This is a genomic window from Streptococcus porcorum, assembly GCF_053203725.1.
In genome coordinates this window covers 62,383-79,853 of sequence record NZ_JBRUDG010000005.1, presented here as the reverse complement: position 1 = coordinate 79,853, position 17,471 = coordinate 62,383, and the positions used below count along the sequence as shown (strand labels likewise).

General features: G+C 36.4%; 18 protein-coding genes. 11 read left to right on the top strand and 7 right to left on the bottom strand.

What is annotated here, in order from left to right; translation table 11 throughout:
• Positions 1-267: 267 nt before the first annotated feature.
• Complete coding sequence (locus ACVRWY_RS02450) at positions 268-1,251, bottom strand: L-lactate dehydrogenase (RefSeq protein ID WP_354367944.1); 984 nt, start codon at positions 1,249-1,251, stop codon at positions 268-270.
• A 194-nt stretch (positions 1,252-1,445) separates the two neighbouring features.
• Here ACVRWY_RS02450 and gyrA point away from each other — a divergent pair, with 194 nt between their 5' ends.
• From gyrA to ACVRWY_RS02430, 4 genes are all read left to right on the top strand, one after another.
• Positions 1,446-3,893, top strand: a complete 2,448-nt coding sequence (gene gyrA, locus ACVRWY_RS02445) for a DNA gyrase subunit A (RefSeq protein ID WP_354367942.1) — start codon at positions 1,446-1,448, stop codon at positions 3,891-3,893.
• 67 nt (positions 3,894-3,960) lie between these two features.
• On the top strand, positions 3,961-4,641 hold the full coding sequence (locus ACVRWY_RS02440; RefSeq protein WP_435533032.1) for a class A sortase: 681 nt from the start codon (positions 3,961-3,963) through the stop codon (positions 4,639-4,641).
• A gap of 49 nt (positions 4,642-4,690) precedes the next feature.
• Entirely contained in the window at positions 4,691-5,092 is a 402-nt protein-coding gene (gene gloA2, locus ACVRWY_RS02435) for an SMU1112c/YaeR family gloxylase I-like metalloprotein (protein WP_354367938.1), read from the top strand.
• 91 nt (positions 5,093-5,183) lie between these two features.
• Complete coding sequence (locus ACVRWY_RS02430) at positions 5,184-6,155, top strand: DUF1002 domain-containing protein (RefSeq protein ID WP_354367936.1); 972 nt, start codon at positions 5,184-5,186, stop codon at positions 6,153-6,155.
• Between the two features lie 80 nt (positions 6,156-6,235).
• Here ACVRWY_RS02430 and ACVRWY_RS02425 read toward each other — a convergent pair whose 3' ends face one another.
• The 5 genes from ACVRWY_RS02425 to ACVRWY_RS02405 all read right to left on the bottom strand — a co-directional run bounded on the left by ACVRWY_RS02425 (position 6,236) and on the right by ACVRWY_RS02405 (position 9,730).
• Positions 6,236-6,454: a DUF4649 family protein gene (locus tag ACVRWY_RS02425; RefSeq protein WP_354367934.1), complete on the bottom strand. Its 219-nt coding sequence runs from the start codon at positions 6,452-6,454 to the stop codon at positions 6,236-6,238.
• 1 nt (position 6,455) lies between these two features.
• Positions 6,456-6,803, bottom strand: coding sequence for a DUF1831 domain-containing protein (locus ACVRWY_RS02420; protein WP_354367932.1), 348 nt, complete (start codon positions 6,801-6,803; stop codon positions 6,456-6,458).
• 2 nt (positions 6,804-6,805) lie between these two features.
• Positions 6,806-7,921, bottom strand: a complete 1,116-nt coding sequence (locus ACVRWY_RS02415) for a cysteine desulfurase family protein (protein WP_354367930.1) — start codon at positions 7,919-7,921, stop codon at positions 6,806-6,808.
• A gap of 194 nt (positions 7,922-8,115) precedes the next feature.
• Positions 8,116-9,075, bottom strand: coding sequence for a ribose-phosphate diphosphokinase (locus ACVRWY_RS02410; protein ID WP_354367928.1), 960 nt, complete (start codon positions 9,073-9,075; stop codon positions 8,116-8,118).
• A gap of 91 nt (positions 9,076-9,166) precedes the next feature.
• Positions 9,167-9,730 carry a CYTH domain-containing protein gene (locus tag ACVRWY_RS02405; RefSeq protein ID WP_354367926.1) on the bottom strand — a complete coding sequence of 188 codons (564 nt, stop codon included), beginning with the start codon at positions 9,728-9,730 and terminating at the stop codon, positions 9,167-9,169.
• Between the two features lie 98 nt (positions 9,731-9,828).
• Between ACVRWY_RS02405 and yjbM the strand changes: the two genes are divergently transcribed.
• The 4 genes from yjbM (at position 9,829) to pta (ending at position 13,364) form a co-directional block, all read left to right on the top strand.
• Complete coding sequence (yjbM, locus tag ACVRWY_RS02400) at positions 9,829-10,494, top strand: GTP diphosphokinase (protein WP_354367952.1); 666 nt, start codon at positions 9,829-9,831, stop codon at positions 10,492-10,494.
• Entirely contained in the window at positions 10,469-11,308 is an 840-nt protein-coding gene (locus ACVRWY_RS02395) for an NAD kinase (RefSeq protein ID WP_354367924.1), read from the top strand. The genes yjbM and ACVRWY_RS02395 overlap by 26 nt, the downstream gene beginning before the upstream one ends.
• Positions 11,298-12,191 (top strand): RluA family pseudouridine synthase, encoded by an 894-nt coding sequence (locus ACVRWY_RS02390; RefSeq protein WP_354367922.1) that lies wholly within the window; start codon positions 11,298-11,300, stop codon positions 12,189-12,191. The genes ACVRWY_RS02395 and ACVRWY_RS02390 overlap by 11 nt, the downstream gene beginning before the upstream one ends.
• Before the next feature lie 174 nt (positions 12,192-12,365).
• Entirely contained in the window at positions 12,366-13,364 is a 999-nt protein-coding gene (gene pta / locus ACVRWY_RS02385) for a phosphate acetyltransferase (RefSeq protein WP_354367950.1), read from the top strand.
• Positions 13,365-13,432: 68 nt separating this feature from the next.
• Here the strand turns inward: pta and ACVRWY_RS02380 are convergent, their stop codons facing one another.
• Positions 13,433-14,122: a hypothetical protein gene (locus tag ACVRWY_RS02380; RefSeq protein ID WP_354367920.1), complete on the bottom strand. Its 690-nt coding sequence runs from the start codon at positions 14,120-14,122 to the stop codon at positions 13,433-13,435.
• A 294-nt stretch (positions 14,123-14,416) separates the two neighbouring features.
• On the opposite strand from ACVRWY_RS02380, the gene adhP reads away from it, so the two are divergent.
• From adhP to ACVRWY_RS02365, 3 genes are all read left to right on the top strand, one after another.
• On the top strand, positions 14,417-15,442 hold the full coding sequence (gene adhP, locus ACVRWY_RS02375) for an alcohol dehydrogenase AdhP (protein ID WP_354367918.1): 1,026 nt from the start codon (positions 14,417-14,419) through the stop codon (positions 15,440-15,442).
• A gap of 235 nt (positions 15,443-15,677) precedes the next feature.
• Entirely contained in the window at positions 15,678-16,661 is a 984-nt protein-coding gene (gene guaC / locus ACVRWY_RS02370; RefSeq protein WP_354367916.1) for a GMP reductase, read from the top strand.
• Positions 16,662-16,851: 190 nt separating this feature from the next.
• Positions 16,852-17,433, top strand: a complete 582-nt coding sequence (locus ACVRWY_RS02365; RefSeq protein ID WP_354367914.1) for a xanthine phosphoribosyltransferase — start codon at positions 16,852-16,854, stop codon at positions 17,431-17,433.
• The last annotated feature ends 38 nt before the right edge of the window (positions 17,434-17,471 follow it).

The following is a 17,471-nucleotide window of genomic DNA, read 5'->3' as shown; positions in this document are numbered from 1 at the left end:
CATATGAACCCTTTCTAATGTGAGTTTCGTCGCTTTTCATTATAGGTCATATGGGACCTTTTTCTATATTCAAAAAGGCTCCATAATTTCCACGGTGTTCTTACCCACTACAGAAATTATAGAGCCCAAAAAAAGAGAAAATGTTTATCATTTTCTCTTTTTTAGTGCTCAAAATAAATATTGTTAGTGAATTCTAAAGACTCTTTGGAGATGTTAGATCAAAAAGAAAATAAAAAAAGCCCGACTAAGTCGAGCTTTTGGAATGAATTAGTTTTTAGCAGCAGATGCAAATTCTTCTTTAGAGAAAGCCTCATCGATGATATCTTTGAGTTGTTTAGCAGAAGCTTGCATTTGTTGCAATTCTTTTTCGTTCAATGGGATATTAACTGGACGAACGATACCATGTGCACCAATGATAGCTGGTTGTCCGATGAAGACATCCTCAACACCTTCATATTGGCCTTCTTGATATACTGAAAGTGGCAATACTGCTGATTCGTCATCAAGGATAGCTTTAGTGATACGCGCAAGTGCTACAGCGATACCATAATAAGTTGCTCCTTTTTTGTTGATGATTGAGTAAGCAGCATCACGAACAGAGATGAATAGATCCACAAGACCTTGCTCATCGATATCACGATTATCTTGCAACCATTGTTCAAGTTTTACACCAGCTACGTTAGCATGTGACCAAACGGCAAATTCTGAATCTCCATGTTCACCCATGATATAAGCGTGAACAGAACGTGCATCGATTCCGATTTTTTCAGCAAGTGCTTGACGGAAACGTGCTGAATCAAGTGAAGTACCTGAACCAATAACGCGTTCTTTAGGGAAACCTGAGAATTTCCATGTTGAATAAGTCAAGACGTCAACTGGGTTAGCGGCAACAAGGAAGATACCGTTGAAACCTGAATCGACGATTTGTGTTACAACGTCTTTGTTGATACGAAGGTTTTTCTCAACAAGGTCAAGACGAGTTTCACCTGGTTTTTGTGGAGCACCAGCTGTTAAAACAACAAGGTCAGCATCGTGACAGTCTGAGTATTCAGCTGAATAGATTTTTTTAGGTGAAGTGAAAGCAAGAGCGTGGCTTAAATCTTCTGCGTCACCTTGAGTTTTTTCTTTAAAGATATCAATGATACCAAGTTCTTGTGCAATTCCTTGGTTTACCAATGAAAATGCGTATGAAGAACCTACGGCACCGTCACCGACAAGAATAACTTTTTTGTGTTGTTTAGTTGCAGTCATGTGTCTAAACATCTCCTTAAAATTTAGTTAGGGTTTTCACCCATACGACTATATTCTAGCACTTTTTATAGATTTTGTCACGGAGAAATTGCAAACAAATTGAAAAGTCTTTTCAGTTTATGCTATAGACCTGTAATAATACAGGAAATGTGGTATAATAGTAGTGACTTTGTTCTAAAGAAAGAGGCATGATAATGCAAGATAAAAATTTAGTAAATGTAAATCTGACAAATGAGATGAAAACCTCTTTTATTGATTATGCCATGAGTGTTATTGTTTCTCGTGCTTTGCCAGATGTTAGAGATGGATTAAAGCCAGTTCATCGACGTATTTTATATGGTATGAATGAGCTAGGTGTCACACCAGATAAGCCTCATAAAAAATCTGCTCGTATTACTGGTGATGTCATGGGGAAATATCACCCACATGGTGACTTTTCTATTTATGAAGCTATGGTAAGGATGGCGCAATGGTGGTCTTATCGTCATATGCTCGTGGATGGTCATGGTAACTTTGGCTCCATGGACGGTGATGGAGCCGCTGCCCAACGTTATACCGAAGCTCGTATGAGTAAGATTGCAATGGAGATGCTACGCGATATTAATAAAGATACCGTAGATTTCCAAGATAATTATGATGGTAGTGAACGTGAGCCTCTTGTTTTACCAGCTCGTTTTCCAAACTTATTAGTTAATGGTGCAACTGGTATTGCGGTTGGTATGGCAACTAATATTCCCCCTCACAACCTAGGAGAGACTATTGATGCTGTTAAACTGGTTCTGGAAAATCCAGAAGTGACAACCCGTGATTTGATGGAGGTTCTTCCTGGTCCTGACTTCCCAACAGGTGCCTTAGTCATGGGGAAATCAGGCATTCATAGAGCTTATGAGACAGGAAAAGGATCTATTACCCTTAGATCTAAAACAGAGATAGAAACGACAAAAACAGGCCGTGAACGGATTATTGTTAGTGAATTTCCTTATATGGTTAATAAGACTAAGGTTCATGAGCATATTGTTAAGTTAGCCCAAGAAAAACGAGTTGAAGGGATTACGGCTGTCCGTGATGAGTCTAGTCGTGAAGGTGTACGCTTTGTGATTGAAGTTAGGCGAGATGCCTCAGCCAATGTTATTTTGAATAATTTATTTAAGTTGACAAGCTTACAAACGAACTTTAGCTTTAATATGTTGGCGATTGAAAACGGAGTTCCTAAGATTTTGTCACTACGACAAATTCTTGATAATTATATTGCGCATCAAAAGGAAGTTATTGTTCGTCGGACTCAATTTGACAAAGATAAAGCGGAATCAAGGGCTCATATTTTAGAAGGTTTATTGATTGCCTTAGACCACATTGATGAAGTGATTCGTATTATCCGTAACTCTGAGACTGATAGCTTGGCACAATCAGAGTTAATGAGTCGATTCCAATTATCAGAGCGTCAGAGCCAAGCCATTTTAGATATGCGACTACGTCGATTGACAGGATTGGAACGAGATAAGATTCAGTCTGAATATGATGTCTTATTGGCTTTAATTGCTGATTTAAAAGATATTTTAGCAAATCCAGAACGGGTAGTGCGTATCATCAGAGAAGAGTTAGATGAAGTGAAACGAAAATTTGCAGATCATCGTCGAACGGAGTTAATGGTTGGAGAGGTTCTGACATTAGAAGATGAGGACTTGATTGAAGAAGAAGATGTTTTGATTACTTTGTCTAATAAAGGTTATATTAAACGTTTAAGTCAAGATGAATTTCGTACTCAAAAACGAGGTGGTCGAGGGGTTCAAGGGACAGGTGTAAATGATGATGATTTTGTTAAAGATCTAGTTTCAACAAGTACACATGATGCCATGTTCTTCTTTACTAATCGAGGAAGAGTTTATCGTCTAAAAGGTTATGAAATTCCTGAGTATGGCAGGACAGCAAAAGGTTTGCCTATTGTGAATTTGTTAAAATTAGACGAAGGGGAAACTATTCAGACCATCATTAACTTAAAAGCAGAAGATCTTGATCAAAAATGTTTATTCTTCACGACAAGAAATGGTTTAGTCAAACGAACGAGAGCTTCTGAATTTGCTAATATTCGTCAAAATGGTTTAAAAGCTATCACTTTACGTGAGCAGGACGAATTGATTAATGTTCTTTTAACAACTGGTGATGAAGATATCATTATGGGGACACGAGCAGGTTACTCTGTACGTTTCAGAGAAGATGTTATTCGCCAAATGGGAAGAAGTGCTGCTGGTGTGAAAGGGATAAACTTAAGAGAAAGCGATCATGTGATCGGTGCTGCCACAATCTGTGATCAACAAGAAGTGCTTGTGATTACCGAAAAAGGATATGGAAAGCGCACTCTAGCATCAGAATATCCAACAAAAGGTAGAGGCGGAAAAGGCATGAAGACAGCCAACATCACAGAAAAGAATGGATACCTATCTGGGCTTGCTACTGTCTCAGGTGATGAAGATATTATGTTGATGACAGACACAGGTGTTATCATTAGAACAAGTGTATCGGATATATCTCAAACAGGACGGGCTACACTTGGTGTGAAGCTGATGCGTTTAGATACCAATGCTAAAATTATAACGCTGGCATTGGTAAAATCTGATGACGATTTAGTACAGGACAAGGAGTAGTTTATTAATGGTGGAAAAAAGAAAACGCCGTAAAAGTAGCATTTTTACAAGTATATTATTAGTTATTATGGTACTAATAGGTTTAGCTTTAGTATTTAATAAACCTATTCGAAATTCATTGATTGCGATGAATTCAAATAAATATCAAGTTTCAAATGTCAGTAAAGAAACCATTGAGGAAAATAAAAGTGCTAATACTACTTTTGATTTTTCAAAGGTCGAATCAATTAGTTCGGAATCTGTTCTGGCAGCTCAGATGGAGCAACAAAGTTTACCAGTTATCGGGGGGATTGCCATTCCAGAACTAAAAATCAATCTTCCAATTTTTAAAGGACTGGATAACACTGCTCTTACCTATGGGGCAGGAACGATGAAAGAAAATCAGGTTATGGGAGGAGAGAATAACTATGCCTTAGCGAGTCACCATGTATTTGGGATGACAGGCTCTTCGGAAATGTTATTTTCACCTTTGGATTATGCCAAAGAAGGAATGAAGATTTATGTAACAGACAAGGATAAAGTATATACCTATGTCATTACAGAAATCAAAGTTGTCTCACCTGATCATGTTGAAGTGGTCGATGATACACCAGGTAAATCTGAAATTACATTGGTAACATGTACAGATGCAGAAGCAACCCAACGTACCATTGTTTATGGTACTTATGAAGGCTCTGTTGAGTTTTCAAAAGCTTCCTCAGACATTATTGAAGCTTTTGAACAAAGTTATAATCAGATGACTCTATAATAAAAAAGCCTTTAGGCTTTTTTATTATAGAGTATTGTGGAGGAATATTATGAAATTAGAAAAAGTCCATCATGTGGCATTGATTGTATCAGATTATGAACGATCAAAAAATTTTTATGTCCATCAACTAGGATTTGAAATTATTAGAGAAAACCATAGACCAGATCGACATGATTATAAATTAGATTTAAAGTGTGGGGAGATTGAACTAGAAATTTTTGGTAATAAAGTATCATCACCAGATTATGTAGCACCGCCTAGTCGTCCTAATTATCCCGAGGCTTGTGGATTGAGGCACTTAGCTTTTTATGTAGAATCCATTGAAGAAGCTGTTAAAGAATTAAAATCCAAAGACATAGAGGTCGAGCCTATTCGTTATGACCAATTCACAAATAAAAAAATGACCTTCTTTTTTGATCCCGATGGCTTACCACTGGAATTGCATGAGTGAAGTTTTAAGTAACTGTTTATCAATTTGGCATGATATAATAAAGACAAGAGGTTTTTGAAAAGAGCTGTTTTATAGATAGAAAGGAAAAATGATGAATTTAAAAAAAATCGTTTATGCATTATCAACAGCTATGTTGGCTTTCACTTCATTCACGCCTGTTTTGGCAGCCGAAAGCAGTCAGGTACAAACGGTCATAGATGAAGCCTATGTTCAACCTGACTATGTATTGGGATATTCACTATCAGAAGAGCAACAGGCAGAAACCTTATCTCTTTTAGGGTATGATAGCAGTCAAGATACTCAGGTTAAGCTATTAACGACAGATGCTTATAGTCAAATAATGGATGTAGATGGCTCAAGTTTACAGCTTTATTCTTCTGTTAAGATTCAAAAGTTGGGTTCTACAAAAGCTTTAGAAGTGGAAATCATTACTCCAGAAAATATCACAAAGGTGACAGAAGATATGTATCGAAATGCAGCTATTACCTTAGGGATTGAACACGCAAAGATATCCGTTGCCTCCCCTATTGCGGTAACAGGAGAAAGTGCACTTGCAGGTATTTATTATTCTCTTGAAGAAAATGGTGTGACGGTTAGTTCTGAGAACAAAAATTTAGCATCAGAGGAACTCAGCCTTCTCTCAACAATCAATGAGGAAAACCAAGGAAAAGAAGGGTATGATACTGATAAATTAAATGTTGCATTAACTGATATTAAATCTGCTTTAGCAGAATCTTCTAATCAACAACTCACTGAAGAACAAGTCAGAAAAATTGTCGAAGATACCTTATCTCGTTATGGGTTAACAGAAAGTATGACTAGCCAACAAATTACGTTGATTGTGAATTTTGCGGTCAACTTATCCAAAAGTGATATTATTAATACCGATGGTTTTAAAAAATCTGTATCCTCACTAAAAGATAGTATCATCTCACAAGCCAAATCAACCTTTGAGGGAATCAACCTTAATTTTAGTACAGATCAAGCATTGGAGTCTGGAAAAGGTTTTTTATCTAACATTTGGCAAGCTATCGTGAATTTCTTTACCAACTTATTTGCTTAGAAAATAATCTGAGAAATGATAAAAAGGACTTAGCAGTTAGACTGTTAAATCCTTTTTATTTGCCCTTTTTCAAAAAAAGATTACTGATATTGACTATGATCTAGCTTTGATAGGAAAAAGTATAGATTTCCCATGACATCATGATAGTCTAATAAATGATCGTTATAGAGTACTTTTGTAACTTTATAATGGTCAGCAATTGGGGTGAGACAAGAAAATTGAGCGCGTTCAAATTCGTTATAATTGTCATATTGAACTTGAAATTCTTGCTGTCCGTTAGTATAAAAAATTTCAATCATCTTATCGGATTTCCTTATCAAAAATATGGCGCTCAACTAAGCTATCCATTAAAAAGTAAAATTTATCTTGTAAAATTTTATGTTCATCTGATTTAAAGATATTCACTAAGCGTAGTCCTGATTTATCGGTAATATTTATTTTAGCACCAGTCAAATCTTTGTTAATGATAATTTTTAACAAGAATCCTTCCCCTGAATTAGGGACTTTTTCAAGTAAGCGAGATAATTCGTAGTTCCCAACGGTTGAGGTTGAGAACGTATTATCACGTAAGGTAAATTTTTTAATTTGAGGACTAACCTTGTAAATGAAAGGACAGTCTTTGAGTTCGATTGTTTGATGAAATGCCATAATTACTTTCCTATTATTTCTTTGATTTTTTCAGCGAACAAGGTAATATCATCTATAGTGTTAAGATGTGAAAAACTAATTCGAATGGATTCTTGTAAGGGAGGAGTTCCCTGACCATAAAAAGCTTCTAAAACATGGCTAGGTTCAACTGTTCCTGCAGTGCAAGCAGATCCCGTCGAAACACAAAAACCAGCAAGATCTAATTGGGTGAGTAAGATACTATTATGATATCCAGAAAATCCTATGTTGACGACATGTGGTAAGTTATTCTTACTATCATTAAGATAGTAGTCAATAGGATCCAATTGGGTGAGCAAAGTATCTCTAAGTTGTTCTACAGTATTAAAGTGTTCGGTCATATGGTCATGTGCTAATTGTAAGGCCGTCACCATCCCTACAATTCCAGCAAGATTTTCAGTGCTAGCTCGACGTTTTTGCTCCTGATCGCCTCCATGTAGAAGATTATGGAACTGATGAGGAGCAGCATATAGTAAACCGACACCTTTTGGCCCATGAAATTTATGTGCTGAGATTGAGAGAAAGTCAATCCCTAGTTGTTCAGGTAGAAGAGGAAGTTTACCAGCAACCTGGACAGCATCGACATGAAATGCTGCTTGGTGTTGCTTGAGTAGATGTCCGATTTCTTGAATAGGATGAATGCTTCCGGTTTCATTATTGGCAAACATGATACTAACTAAGATGGTATCCTCACGTAATGCCTCTTGTACTTGTTGAACAGAAATTGTTTTATTTACAGGCTTGAGGTAGGTAACCTCAAAACCACATTCTTTCTCGAGAAATGACAAGGTATGTAAGACGGAGTGATGCTCAATGCTCGTCGAAATGATATGCTTTCCTTTTGATTGATTGGCTAAAGCATATCCTTTTAATGCCGTATTATTACTCTCTGTACCACCAGAGGTAAAAATGATACGATCAGCTTTGGTCCCTAATAGTTGAGCAACGTTTTCTCTTTGTTCCCTTAACACTTGATTTGCTTTTCGTCCAAGGGTATGAATGCTAGAAGGATTACCATAAGTTGAAGTCATAACTTCGGTCATTTTTTCGATGACTTCTGGAAGAAGAGCGGTGGTAGCAGCGTTATCTAGATATATCATTTAGATTAGAATCCTTTCTAAAAACCTCAAATAGAAGTGATAGTATATCTGTTATGGAGGAGCTGTGAACTTTACAGTACTACTGGGATGGTAATAGTGTTAGGATGCCTATTGATGACAATAGGGGAGTTCGATAGATATAAAATAGGAAGCTGGGATAGATACCCAGCTTCAAATTGTTTTGTGAAAAATGTTTATTTGTTTTCTGATTGATGGTATGCAAATAAGGGGCTGATAGGTTTATTGGTGTGAATACGAACTAGTGCTTCTCCGATGAGGTTAGCAGCTGTAAGATAGGTTAGGTTTTGAGGAGTTTTTTCTTTGGTCGCAACAGAGTCGGTTACAACAATTTCTTTGATTGGTGCGGTTGATAAAATATCAGCTGCTCCTCCAGCAAATAATCCATGACTAGCAACAGCATAGATTTCAGTTGCCCCTTCTCGTTCAACAATTTTTGCTGCTTCGGCAAAGGTTTTACCTGTGTTGATAATGTCATCAATAAGAATAGCCTTTTTCCCTTCAACCTCGCCTATGATATAACCTTCTTCACGGTTAGAATCATCTTGAGCATAGTCAATAATAGCAATAGGGGCATTAAGGTGTTCAGCTAAGCTACGAGCCCGTTTAATACCAGAATTTTTAGGGCTAACGACTACAATGTCTTCACCAGTTAAACCAAGACTAGTGTAATGTTTGGCAAAAAGCGGCATAGTAAAGAGGTTATCAACAGGAATGTTAAAGAATCCTTGTACCTGTACAGCGTGGAGGTCAAGTGTCAATACACGATCAACGCCAGCTTTGACTAACATATTGGCAACTAATTTAGCTGTTAACGGTTCACGTGGTGCAGCGATACGATCCTGTCTAGAGTAGCCAAAGTAAGGAATAACGACATTGACAGAATTAGCAGATGCACGCTTGCAAGCATCAACCATAATCAATAGTTCCATCAAATGATTATTTACTGGAAAGCTAGTGGACTGAATAATATAAATATCAAAACCACGGACACTTTCTTCGATATTAATCATAATTTCTCCATCTGAAAATTGTCTTGATGACAATTTACTCAACGGAATCCCAGAGGCTTGAGAAATTTTTTCTGCTAATTCGATATTTGAAGTAAGCGAGAAGAGTTTCATGTTTTGTACCATTGTGACAATATGGCTCCTTTTTCCTTTATTCCCTACTATTTTATCAAAAAAATTCAAAAATTTCAGTGTAAAAATAAGAAAGTTGACAATATTATCTGTTCAAAGTGGCAGAGAAACGGGCAACTTTACTTTTAGCATATTTGAATTTAATCTGCTGTTCTTGTAAAAAGTTTTCAAAATCTTCCTTGCCTTTATCAGGATTGCTCACTTCTAGCTCTAATTCAAAATCAACCTGATCGGCGTAGTGATTTTTATCCAGAGCCATTAATCCGATTGGTGTTTGTTCTTCATAGCGTTTAGTCGTCAAATGCCCAAGAAGACCAAGGTCACTAAGTGTTATAGGATAGGTTTGGATGAGCTTAGTGATGTCGTTTATAGGGAAGGTTTCGGAAGTAATAATGTGATGGGCTTCCTCCAAGGATAAAGGGAGATTATGTTCGATATTTCCAACTTTTTGTGGAATTTTTAGTGTTAATTCTGCCTCGGTTTTGAAAGTCCTAATACGAAGAGATAATTTATTTTTCTTCATGTCAAAGTTAGGAGTATCAAAATAATAATTGGTTTGAGTAACTGGTTCAGTCGTAAACAATTTGAGAAGGTTCTGATATTCTATTGGATGGAGCAAGGTTTTGTATTCAATTTCAAGCTGCTTCATTATTCTTTTCTCCCTTTAAAAGTATGCTATAATAGATTTAGAATAATTCTATAAAATTTTAAGAGTTTTTACAAGATGGGAGTATTTGCTTAGTGGCAATAAATTGGGAAGAATTCCTAGATCCATATATTCAGGCTGTAGGAGAATTAAAAATTAAACTTCGAGGTATGCGCAAGCAATTTCGTAAACAAAAGCGGCACTCACCAATTGAATTTGTCACTGGTCGTGTCAAACCAGTTGAAAGTATCCTAGAAAAAATGGTTCTAAGAGGAATTACAGAAGATCACCTTGCTCAAGATATGCAAGATATTGCTGGTCTTCGTGTCATGGTTCAATTTGTTGATGATGTGGATGAAGTTTTGGAACTTATTAGACGCAGAAGAGATATGAAGGTTGTTCAAGAGCGTGATTATATTAATAATATGAAATCAAGTGGTTATCGTTCTTATCATGTTATTGTTGAATATCCAGTTGAAACAATCAATGGTTATAAAACGGTTTTGGCAGAAATTCAAATTCGCACTTTGGCAATGAATTTTTGGGCTACCATTGAACATTCGCTCAATTATAAGTATAAGGGAGAGTTTCCCGCGGATATTCGCGAACGATTAGAAATTACCTCAAAAATAGCTTATCAACTTGATATGGAAATGCGAAAAATACGTGAAGACATTCAAGAAGCGCAGCTTTTATTTGATCCAGAAAATAGAAAATTAAGTGATGGTGTGGGAAATAGTGATGACACAGATGAGTATTACAGGTAAGAAAAAAGTAGCCATTATTGCTAATGGAAAATTTCAAAGTAAAAGAGTAGCTTCAAAACTCTTTTCGGTCTTAAGAGATGATCACGCTTTTTATTTGACCAAAAAAAATCCTGATATTGTGATTTCAATAGGTGGCGACGGGATGCTTTTATCAGCCTTTCACATGTATGAATCTATTTTAGATAAAGTACGTTTTGTGGGTGTTCATACAGGACATCTAGGCTTTTATACAGATTATCGTGATTTTGAAGTAGATGAGCTGATTGAAACATTACGGGCTGACAAAGGAGAAAGTGTTTCCTATCCCGTTTTAAACATCCGTACCACTTTGGCTGATGGACGAGTCCTTACGGCAAGAGCACTTAATGAGGCAACGATTAAGAGTATTGAAAAAACAATGGTGGCTGATGTTATCATCAATCATGTTCAATTTGAGTGTTTTAGAGGAGATGGTTTATCCGTATCAACTCCAACAGGTAGTACTGCCTATAATAAGTCTTTAGGCGGAGCTATTTTACATCCGACGATAGAAGCTTTACAATTGACAGAGATTTCTAGTCTAAATAATCGCGTCTATCGCACGATTGGCTCATCTCTTATTGTTCCTAAAAAAGATAAGATTGAAATTATCCCAAAACGTTTGGGAAGTTATACGATGTCCGTGGATAATAAGACTTTTACACATAAAAATGTCGCTAAGGTTTCTTATCAAATTGATCCTAAAAAAATAAAATTTGTTGCAACACCTAGACATACTAGTTTTTGGAATCGGGTTCGTGAGGCTTTCATCGGAGAAATTGGACATGAGATTTGAGTTTATTGCAGATAGGCCTTCTAAAGTCAAGGTATTTTTAAAAAGCCACGAAATTTCAAAAGGTCTCCTATCTAAAATCAAATTTAAAGGAGGAGGCATTTGGGTTAATGGTGTTGAACGTAATGCAATCCATATGCTAGAAATTGGGGACAAGGTTGAAGTTGAAATTCCTAATGAGACACCGCATGAAACATTAACACCTGTTTTGTTTGATTTAGATATTCTTTATGAGGATGATCATTTTTTGGTTTTAAACAAGCCTTATGGTTATGCGAGTATTCCTAGTATGAATCATACCAGCACAATTGCAAATTTCATCAAGGGGTATTATGTGAAAAATCAATATCCAAATCAGCGTGTTCATATTGTCACACGTTTGGATAGAGATACAAGTGGTGTGATGTTATTTGCAAAACATGGTTATGCCCATGCGAGATTGGACAAGCAACTTCAACGAAAAACGATTGAAAAGCGTTACTATGCTCTAGTGCATGGTAAGGGGAAATTAGAGCAAAAAGGGGAGATTATAGCACCCATTGCGCGTGATGAAGATAGTATTATTACACGTCGTGTCCATCAATCAGGAAAATATGCTCACACTAGTTATGAGATAGTAGAGCAATTTGGCGATATCTATTTGGTGGATATTCGTTTACACACGGGGAGAACCCATCAAATCAGAGTGCATTTTGCGCATATAGGTTTTCCTTTGTTAGGTGATGACTTATATGGGGGATCTCTTGATTATGGTATTGAGAGACAAGCACTTCATTGCCATCGCTTAGTTTTTACAAATCCTTATTTAGGTGAAGAGTTGGTGATAGAAAGTCCTCTCCCTGATGATTTTGAACGTGTAAGACAAACTCTTAAGCCTAACATATAATAGTCTAGCCTATTGAGGCTGGGCTATTTCATTTTTTGTAAAATTTAAAACGGTTCAGAAGCTTTTTTGTGACAGACATGATATAATTTAATGCGAGTTTACAGAACTTTAGAACTTGACATTTTTTGTTGAAAGCGTTATCATGTAAATGCATATTATTTAGAGAGAGGGTTCATAATGCGGTCTTTATTTGACATCTTAAAAGAAAAAGTTTCAGGAAAAAATATAAAACTTGTTTTTCCAGAAGGGACTGACCCACGTGTTTTAACAGCAGCTGGACGATTAAAGATTGAGCGCTTAGCTGATCCCATTATTTTAGGGCGAACAGAGCAAGTCAAGCAACAATTAGCAGCAGTAGGATTTAATGGTGATGTGTTTACGATTATTGATCCAGCCACCTATGAGCAGATGGATGACATGCTAAAAGTTTTCCTTGAAATTCGTAAAGGAAAAACAACAGAATTAGAAGCGAAGAAAACATTACGAGATGTTAATTATTTTGGAGTCATGCTTGTTCAGATGGGGCTAGCTGATGGTATGGTTTCTGGTGCCATTCATTCAACAGCTGATACGGTTCGTCCAGCTTTACAAATTATTAAAACCAAGCCAGGGGTTTCTCGGACATCAGGTATTTTTATCATGAACCGTGAGAGTACGAGTGAAAAATTATTATTTGGAGATTGTGCGATTAATATCAACCCTAGCGCTCAGGAGTTGGCGGAAATTGCGGTCAACACTGCTGAGACGGCAAAAATATTTGACATTGACCCTAATGTTGCGATGCTTAGTTTCTCTTCCAAAGGCTCAGGGAAATCTCCAGATGTTGATAAAGTAGTTGAAGCTACCCGTCTAGCTAAAGAGTTGAACCCTAATCTTCGAATTGATGGCGAATTGCAATTTGATGCTGCTTATGTTCCTGCTGCTGCAAAAATTAAGGCGCCAGGAAGCAAGGTTGCAGGTTATGCTAATGTTTTTATTTTCCCAGATTTGCAGTCAGGGAACATTGGTTATAAAATCGCTGAGCGTTTAGGAATGTTTGAAGCAATTGGACCGATTCTTCAAGGACTAAATAAACCTGTTAATGATTTATCACGTGGATCAAATGACGAGGATATTTACAAGTTGGCTATTATTACGGCAGCTCAAGCTTTAGATTCAAAAACAAATGATTAAGTAAAAAGAATAAAAAGATGCGGTTCAGAATGAACAGCATCTTTTTATTTAGTTTATTTTGGAAGCGGTTAGAATTCATCGTCTTCTAAGATACTAATTGAGGCACTTGAGGTGGCATCTGAATTACCAACAACACTTTGAAATGTTTCTGTCAGATACCAATCCAAATAGGGCATAAAGTCTAAATTTAAACGACTAATGGAGGTGTCAGTGACATGATAGGTTTCAACAATATATTGTTTGTCGTCAAAACCAGGGCTATGAAAAAAATGAGGCTGTCCTTTGGATAAAGAAGCTAGTAATTTAGGTGAAAGTCTGTCCTCTTTTACAAAAAAAGAAGAGTAGCTATCAGCTTTAGTATCAGATTGTTTTATTACTTTTCCATCTTTAGAGAAGGTGGTAATGTCAAAAGGAAGCTCTATTTTTTTATTTAAGCTGAGAAAAAATTGCATAAGTCCTTGTGACAAAATGTGATAATCTTCTCCAGATGGAAAGCCGTTTTTCTCGATTTCCCACTTTTTAAAATGAAGAACAAATTGATAAGGGAGTACTGTGTCCTCTCCCAAGCAGATGACCATTGTTTTATCAATTGGAAATTCTGCTATTAAAGGAGTTTTAGAATGAGTTAGAATGAGATATCCGTCAAAATCCTGATTATGGCATTGTTGACCAGTAGTAAAATCAAAGAGAAAGGAAAAATTTTTTTCAATAAATGCTTGAAGAGCGTGTAATTGGTTTTCAACTATAAAAATTTTCATACTGAAATGATAGCCTTTTTAGAAAGAAAAATCAAAAAAGCTGTCTAGCAGTCTCTATGAAAAAAATGATTTTATTTGAGTAGTTTTAACTCTAAATACTTAGTTTTGTCCAAGAAATCCCTCTTGATAACAGTAGGGGAGATTTGAAGAGAAATCAGTCCAATGATTAAAAAATAAATTTGATATAATTTTCACAAAAACTTGACAATATTTTTGAAAGTATTATAATGAAAATGTAAACGATTACAAAATAAAAAACACATGTGCTTTTCAAATCGTATTGGAGGAATAATTATGAAAGCAGTTGTTGTTAATCAAGAAGCAAATGGTGTAGAAGTAGTAGATCATGCCTTACCACAGGTTGGAGAAGGGCAAGCCTTAGTAAAAGTAGAATATTGTGGTGTCTGCCATACTGACTTGCATGTAGCTAATGGTGATTTTGGAAAAGTTCCAGGTAGAATTTTAGGCCATGAAGGTATCGGTGTTGTAACAGAAATTGCTGATGATGTCACTTCTTTGAAAGTGGGAGATCGGGTCTCAATCGCTTGGTTCTTTGAAGGATGTGGCTACTGTGAGTACTGTACTACTGGTCGTGAAACCCTCTGTCGAAGCGTTAAAAATGCTGGATATAGTGTTGATGGAGGAATGTCTGAGTATGTAGTGGTAACAGCGGATTATGCTGTAAAAGTTCCAGAAGGCTTGGATCCAGCTCAAGCTAGTTCCATCACTTGTGCAGGTGTAACTACTTATAAAGCCATCAAAGAAGGTGGTGCGGCTCCAGGGCAATGGATTGCTGTGTTTGGAGTCGGAGGCCTAGGAAATCTTGCTGTTCAATATGCTAAGAAAGTATTTAATGCTCATGTTGTGGCCATTGATGTTAATGATGATAAGCTGGAACTAGCTAAAGAAGTTGGTGCAGATATCATTATTAATGCTAATAAGGTTGAAGATGTTACGGCCTTAATACAGGAAAAAACTGGAGGATGCCATTCAGCTTGTGTGACAGCTGTTTCAAAAGTTGCTTTTAATCAGGCAGTTGATAGTGTTCGAGCAGGTGGAAAAGTAGTAGCAGTCGGCTTACCGTCTGAATACATGGAGCTTAGCATTGTTAAAACAGTCCTTGATGGTATTCAGGTTATTGGATCACTTGTTGGTACCAGAAAAGATTTGGAAGAAGCTTTCCAATTTGGTGCAGAGGGTCTGGTTGTGCCAGTTGTGCAAAAACGTCCAGTTGATGATGCACCAGCTGTATTTTCTGAAATGGCAGCTGGAACTATTCAAGGGCGCATGGTTTTAGATTTTACAGGGGAAACAGTCTGAAAGAGATTTTTTGAAAATAGTAAATGAATTGACTATTACTTTGGAGGTTAGATAGAAATCTAGCCTCTTTTTAAAATAATGTTCGTTATTTACGAACATTATTTTAAAAAGGAGATAAAAATTTTGATTTTTTAGAAAATTTTAGATAATATAGGTTAACGGAAGGGCAGTGGTGAGACTGCCTAGCGATGCGGTTACGCATAGGAAGGTCATTTTTTACTCAAGGAGACAAACTATGCTTAATGAATTTCGAGTTTTTGACTATGAAGATGTCCAACTTATTCCAAATAAGTGTATTATTAACAGCCGTTCAGAGGCAGATACAAGTGTGACATTAGGGAATCATAGTTTTAGATTACCCGTAGTTCCAGCAAATATGCAAACTATTTTAGATGAAGATGTAGCTGAGTTACTTGCGAAAGACGGTTATTTTTACATTATGCACCGTTTTGATGAAGAAGGTCGTATTCCTTTCATTAAACGTATGCACGATCAAAACTTGATAGCTTCCATCTCTGTAGGTGTCAAGGAGTATGAATACGAATTTGTATCAAACTTAAAAGCAGATGCTCCGGAATACATTACAATAGATATTGCTCATGGTCATGCTGACAGTGTCATTAAAATGATCAAACATATCAAAAAGGAATTACCAGATACTTTTGTGATTGCAGGGAATGTAGGGACTCCAGAAGCTGTCCGTGAACTTGAAAAAGCAGGTGCAGATGCGACCAAAGTAGGGATAGGGCCTGGAAAGGTTTGTATCACTAAAGTTAAGACTGGTTTTGGAACAGGTGGTTGGCAGTTAGCTGCTCTACGCTGGTGCGCAAAAGCTGCAACAAAACCAATCATTGCTGACGGAGGTATTCGTACGCATGGAGATATTGCTAAATCTATTCGATTTGGTGCTAATATGGTCATGATTGGGTCTCTATTTGCTGGGCATATTGAAAGCCCAGGTAAAACTGTAGAAGTTGACGGGGAATATTTTAAAGAATATTATGGTTCAGCTTCTGAGTATCAAAAAGGGGAACATAAGAATGTTGAAGGGAAAAAAATCTTACTCCCAACAAAAGGACATTTAGTAGATACCCTAATTGAAATGGAACAAGATTTACAAAGTTCCATTTCTTATGCGGGCGGACAAGATTTATCTAGTCTTAAGCATGTTGATTATGTTGTTGTGAAAAACTCCATTTGGAATGGTGATTCCATCTAATAGGAATTGCTCCAAAAAGACACTAAGAAAGTTTAAGTTTCCTAAGTGTCTTTTTTGTATGATGAAGTTTTTTTAGTAGAAGGTTTTATGATAAGTTTTAGCTCAAATAGAATTTTTTGAAACTTTACTTTTTGCTTTACTTATGTCATAATTTTACTAAATCAAATTGCTTATCAGAAAGAGGTATCCTATGAAGTTGTTAGAAGAGCGTATTTTAAAAGACGGTCAAGTATTGGGAGAAAATATCCTTAAAGTTGACTCTTTTTTAACTCACCAAGTAGATTATCAGTTGATGAAAGAAATTGGAAAAGTATTTGCTGATCATTTTAAAAATGCGGGGATTACAAAAGTTGTCACAATTGAAGCATCTGGTATTGCTCCAGCTATCTATGTTGCTGAAAGTTTAGGATTACCGATGGTTTTTGCTAAAAAAGCAAAGAATATCACGATGACAGAAGGTATTTTAACAGCAGAAGTGTATTCATTTACCAAACAAGTTACTAGTCAAGTTTCTATTGCCAGTAAGTTTATTTCTCAAGATGATAAAGTATTAATTATCGATGATTTTTTAGCAAATGGACAAGCTGCAAAAGGATTGATTGAGATTATTACGCAGGCAGGTGCCAAGGTTGCAGCAGTTGGGATTGTAGTTGAAAAATCATTCCAAGATGGTAGAGAGCTTCTGGAAAAAGAAGGTGTTAATGTCGTTTCGCTCGCTCGCTTGGCTGCTTTTGAAAATGGTCAAGTTGTGTTTACTCAAGCTGATATTTAAAAAAGTATTTGGACGATAAAACCTCACCCTAACAGCTA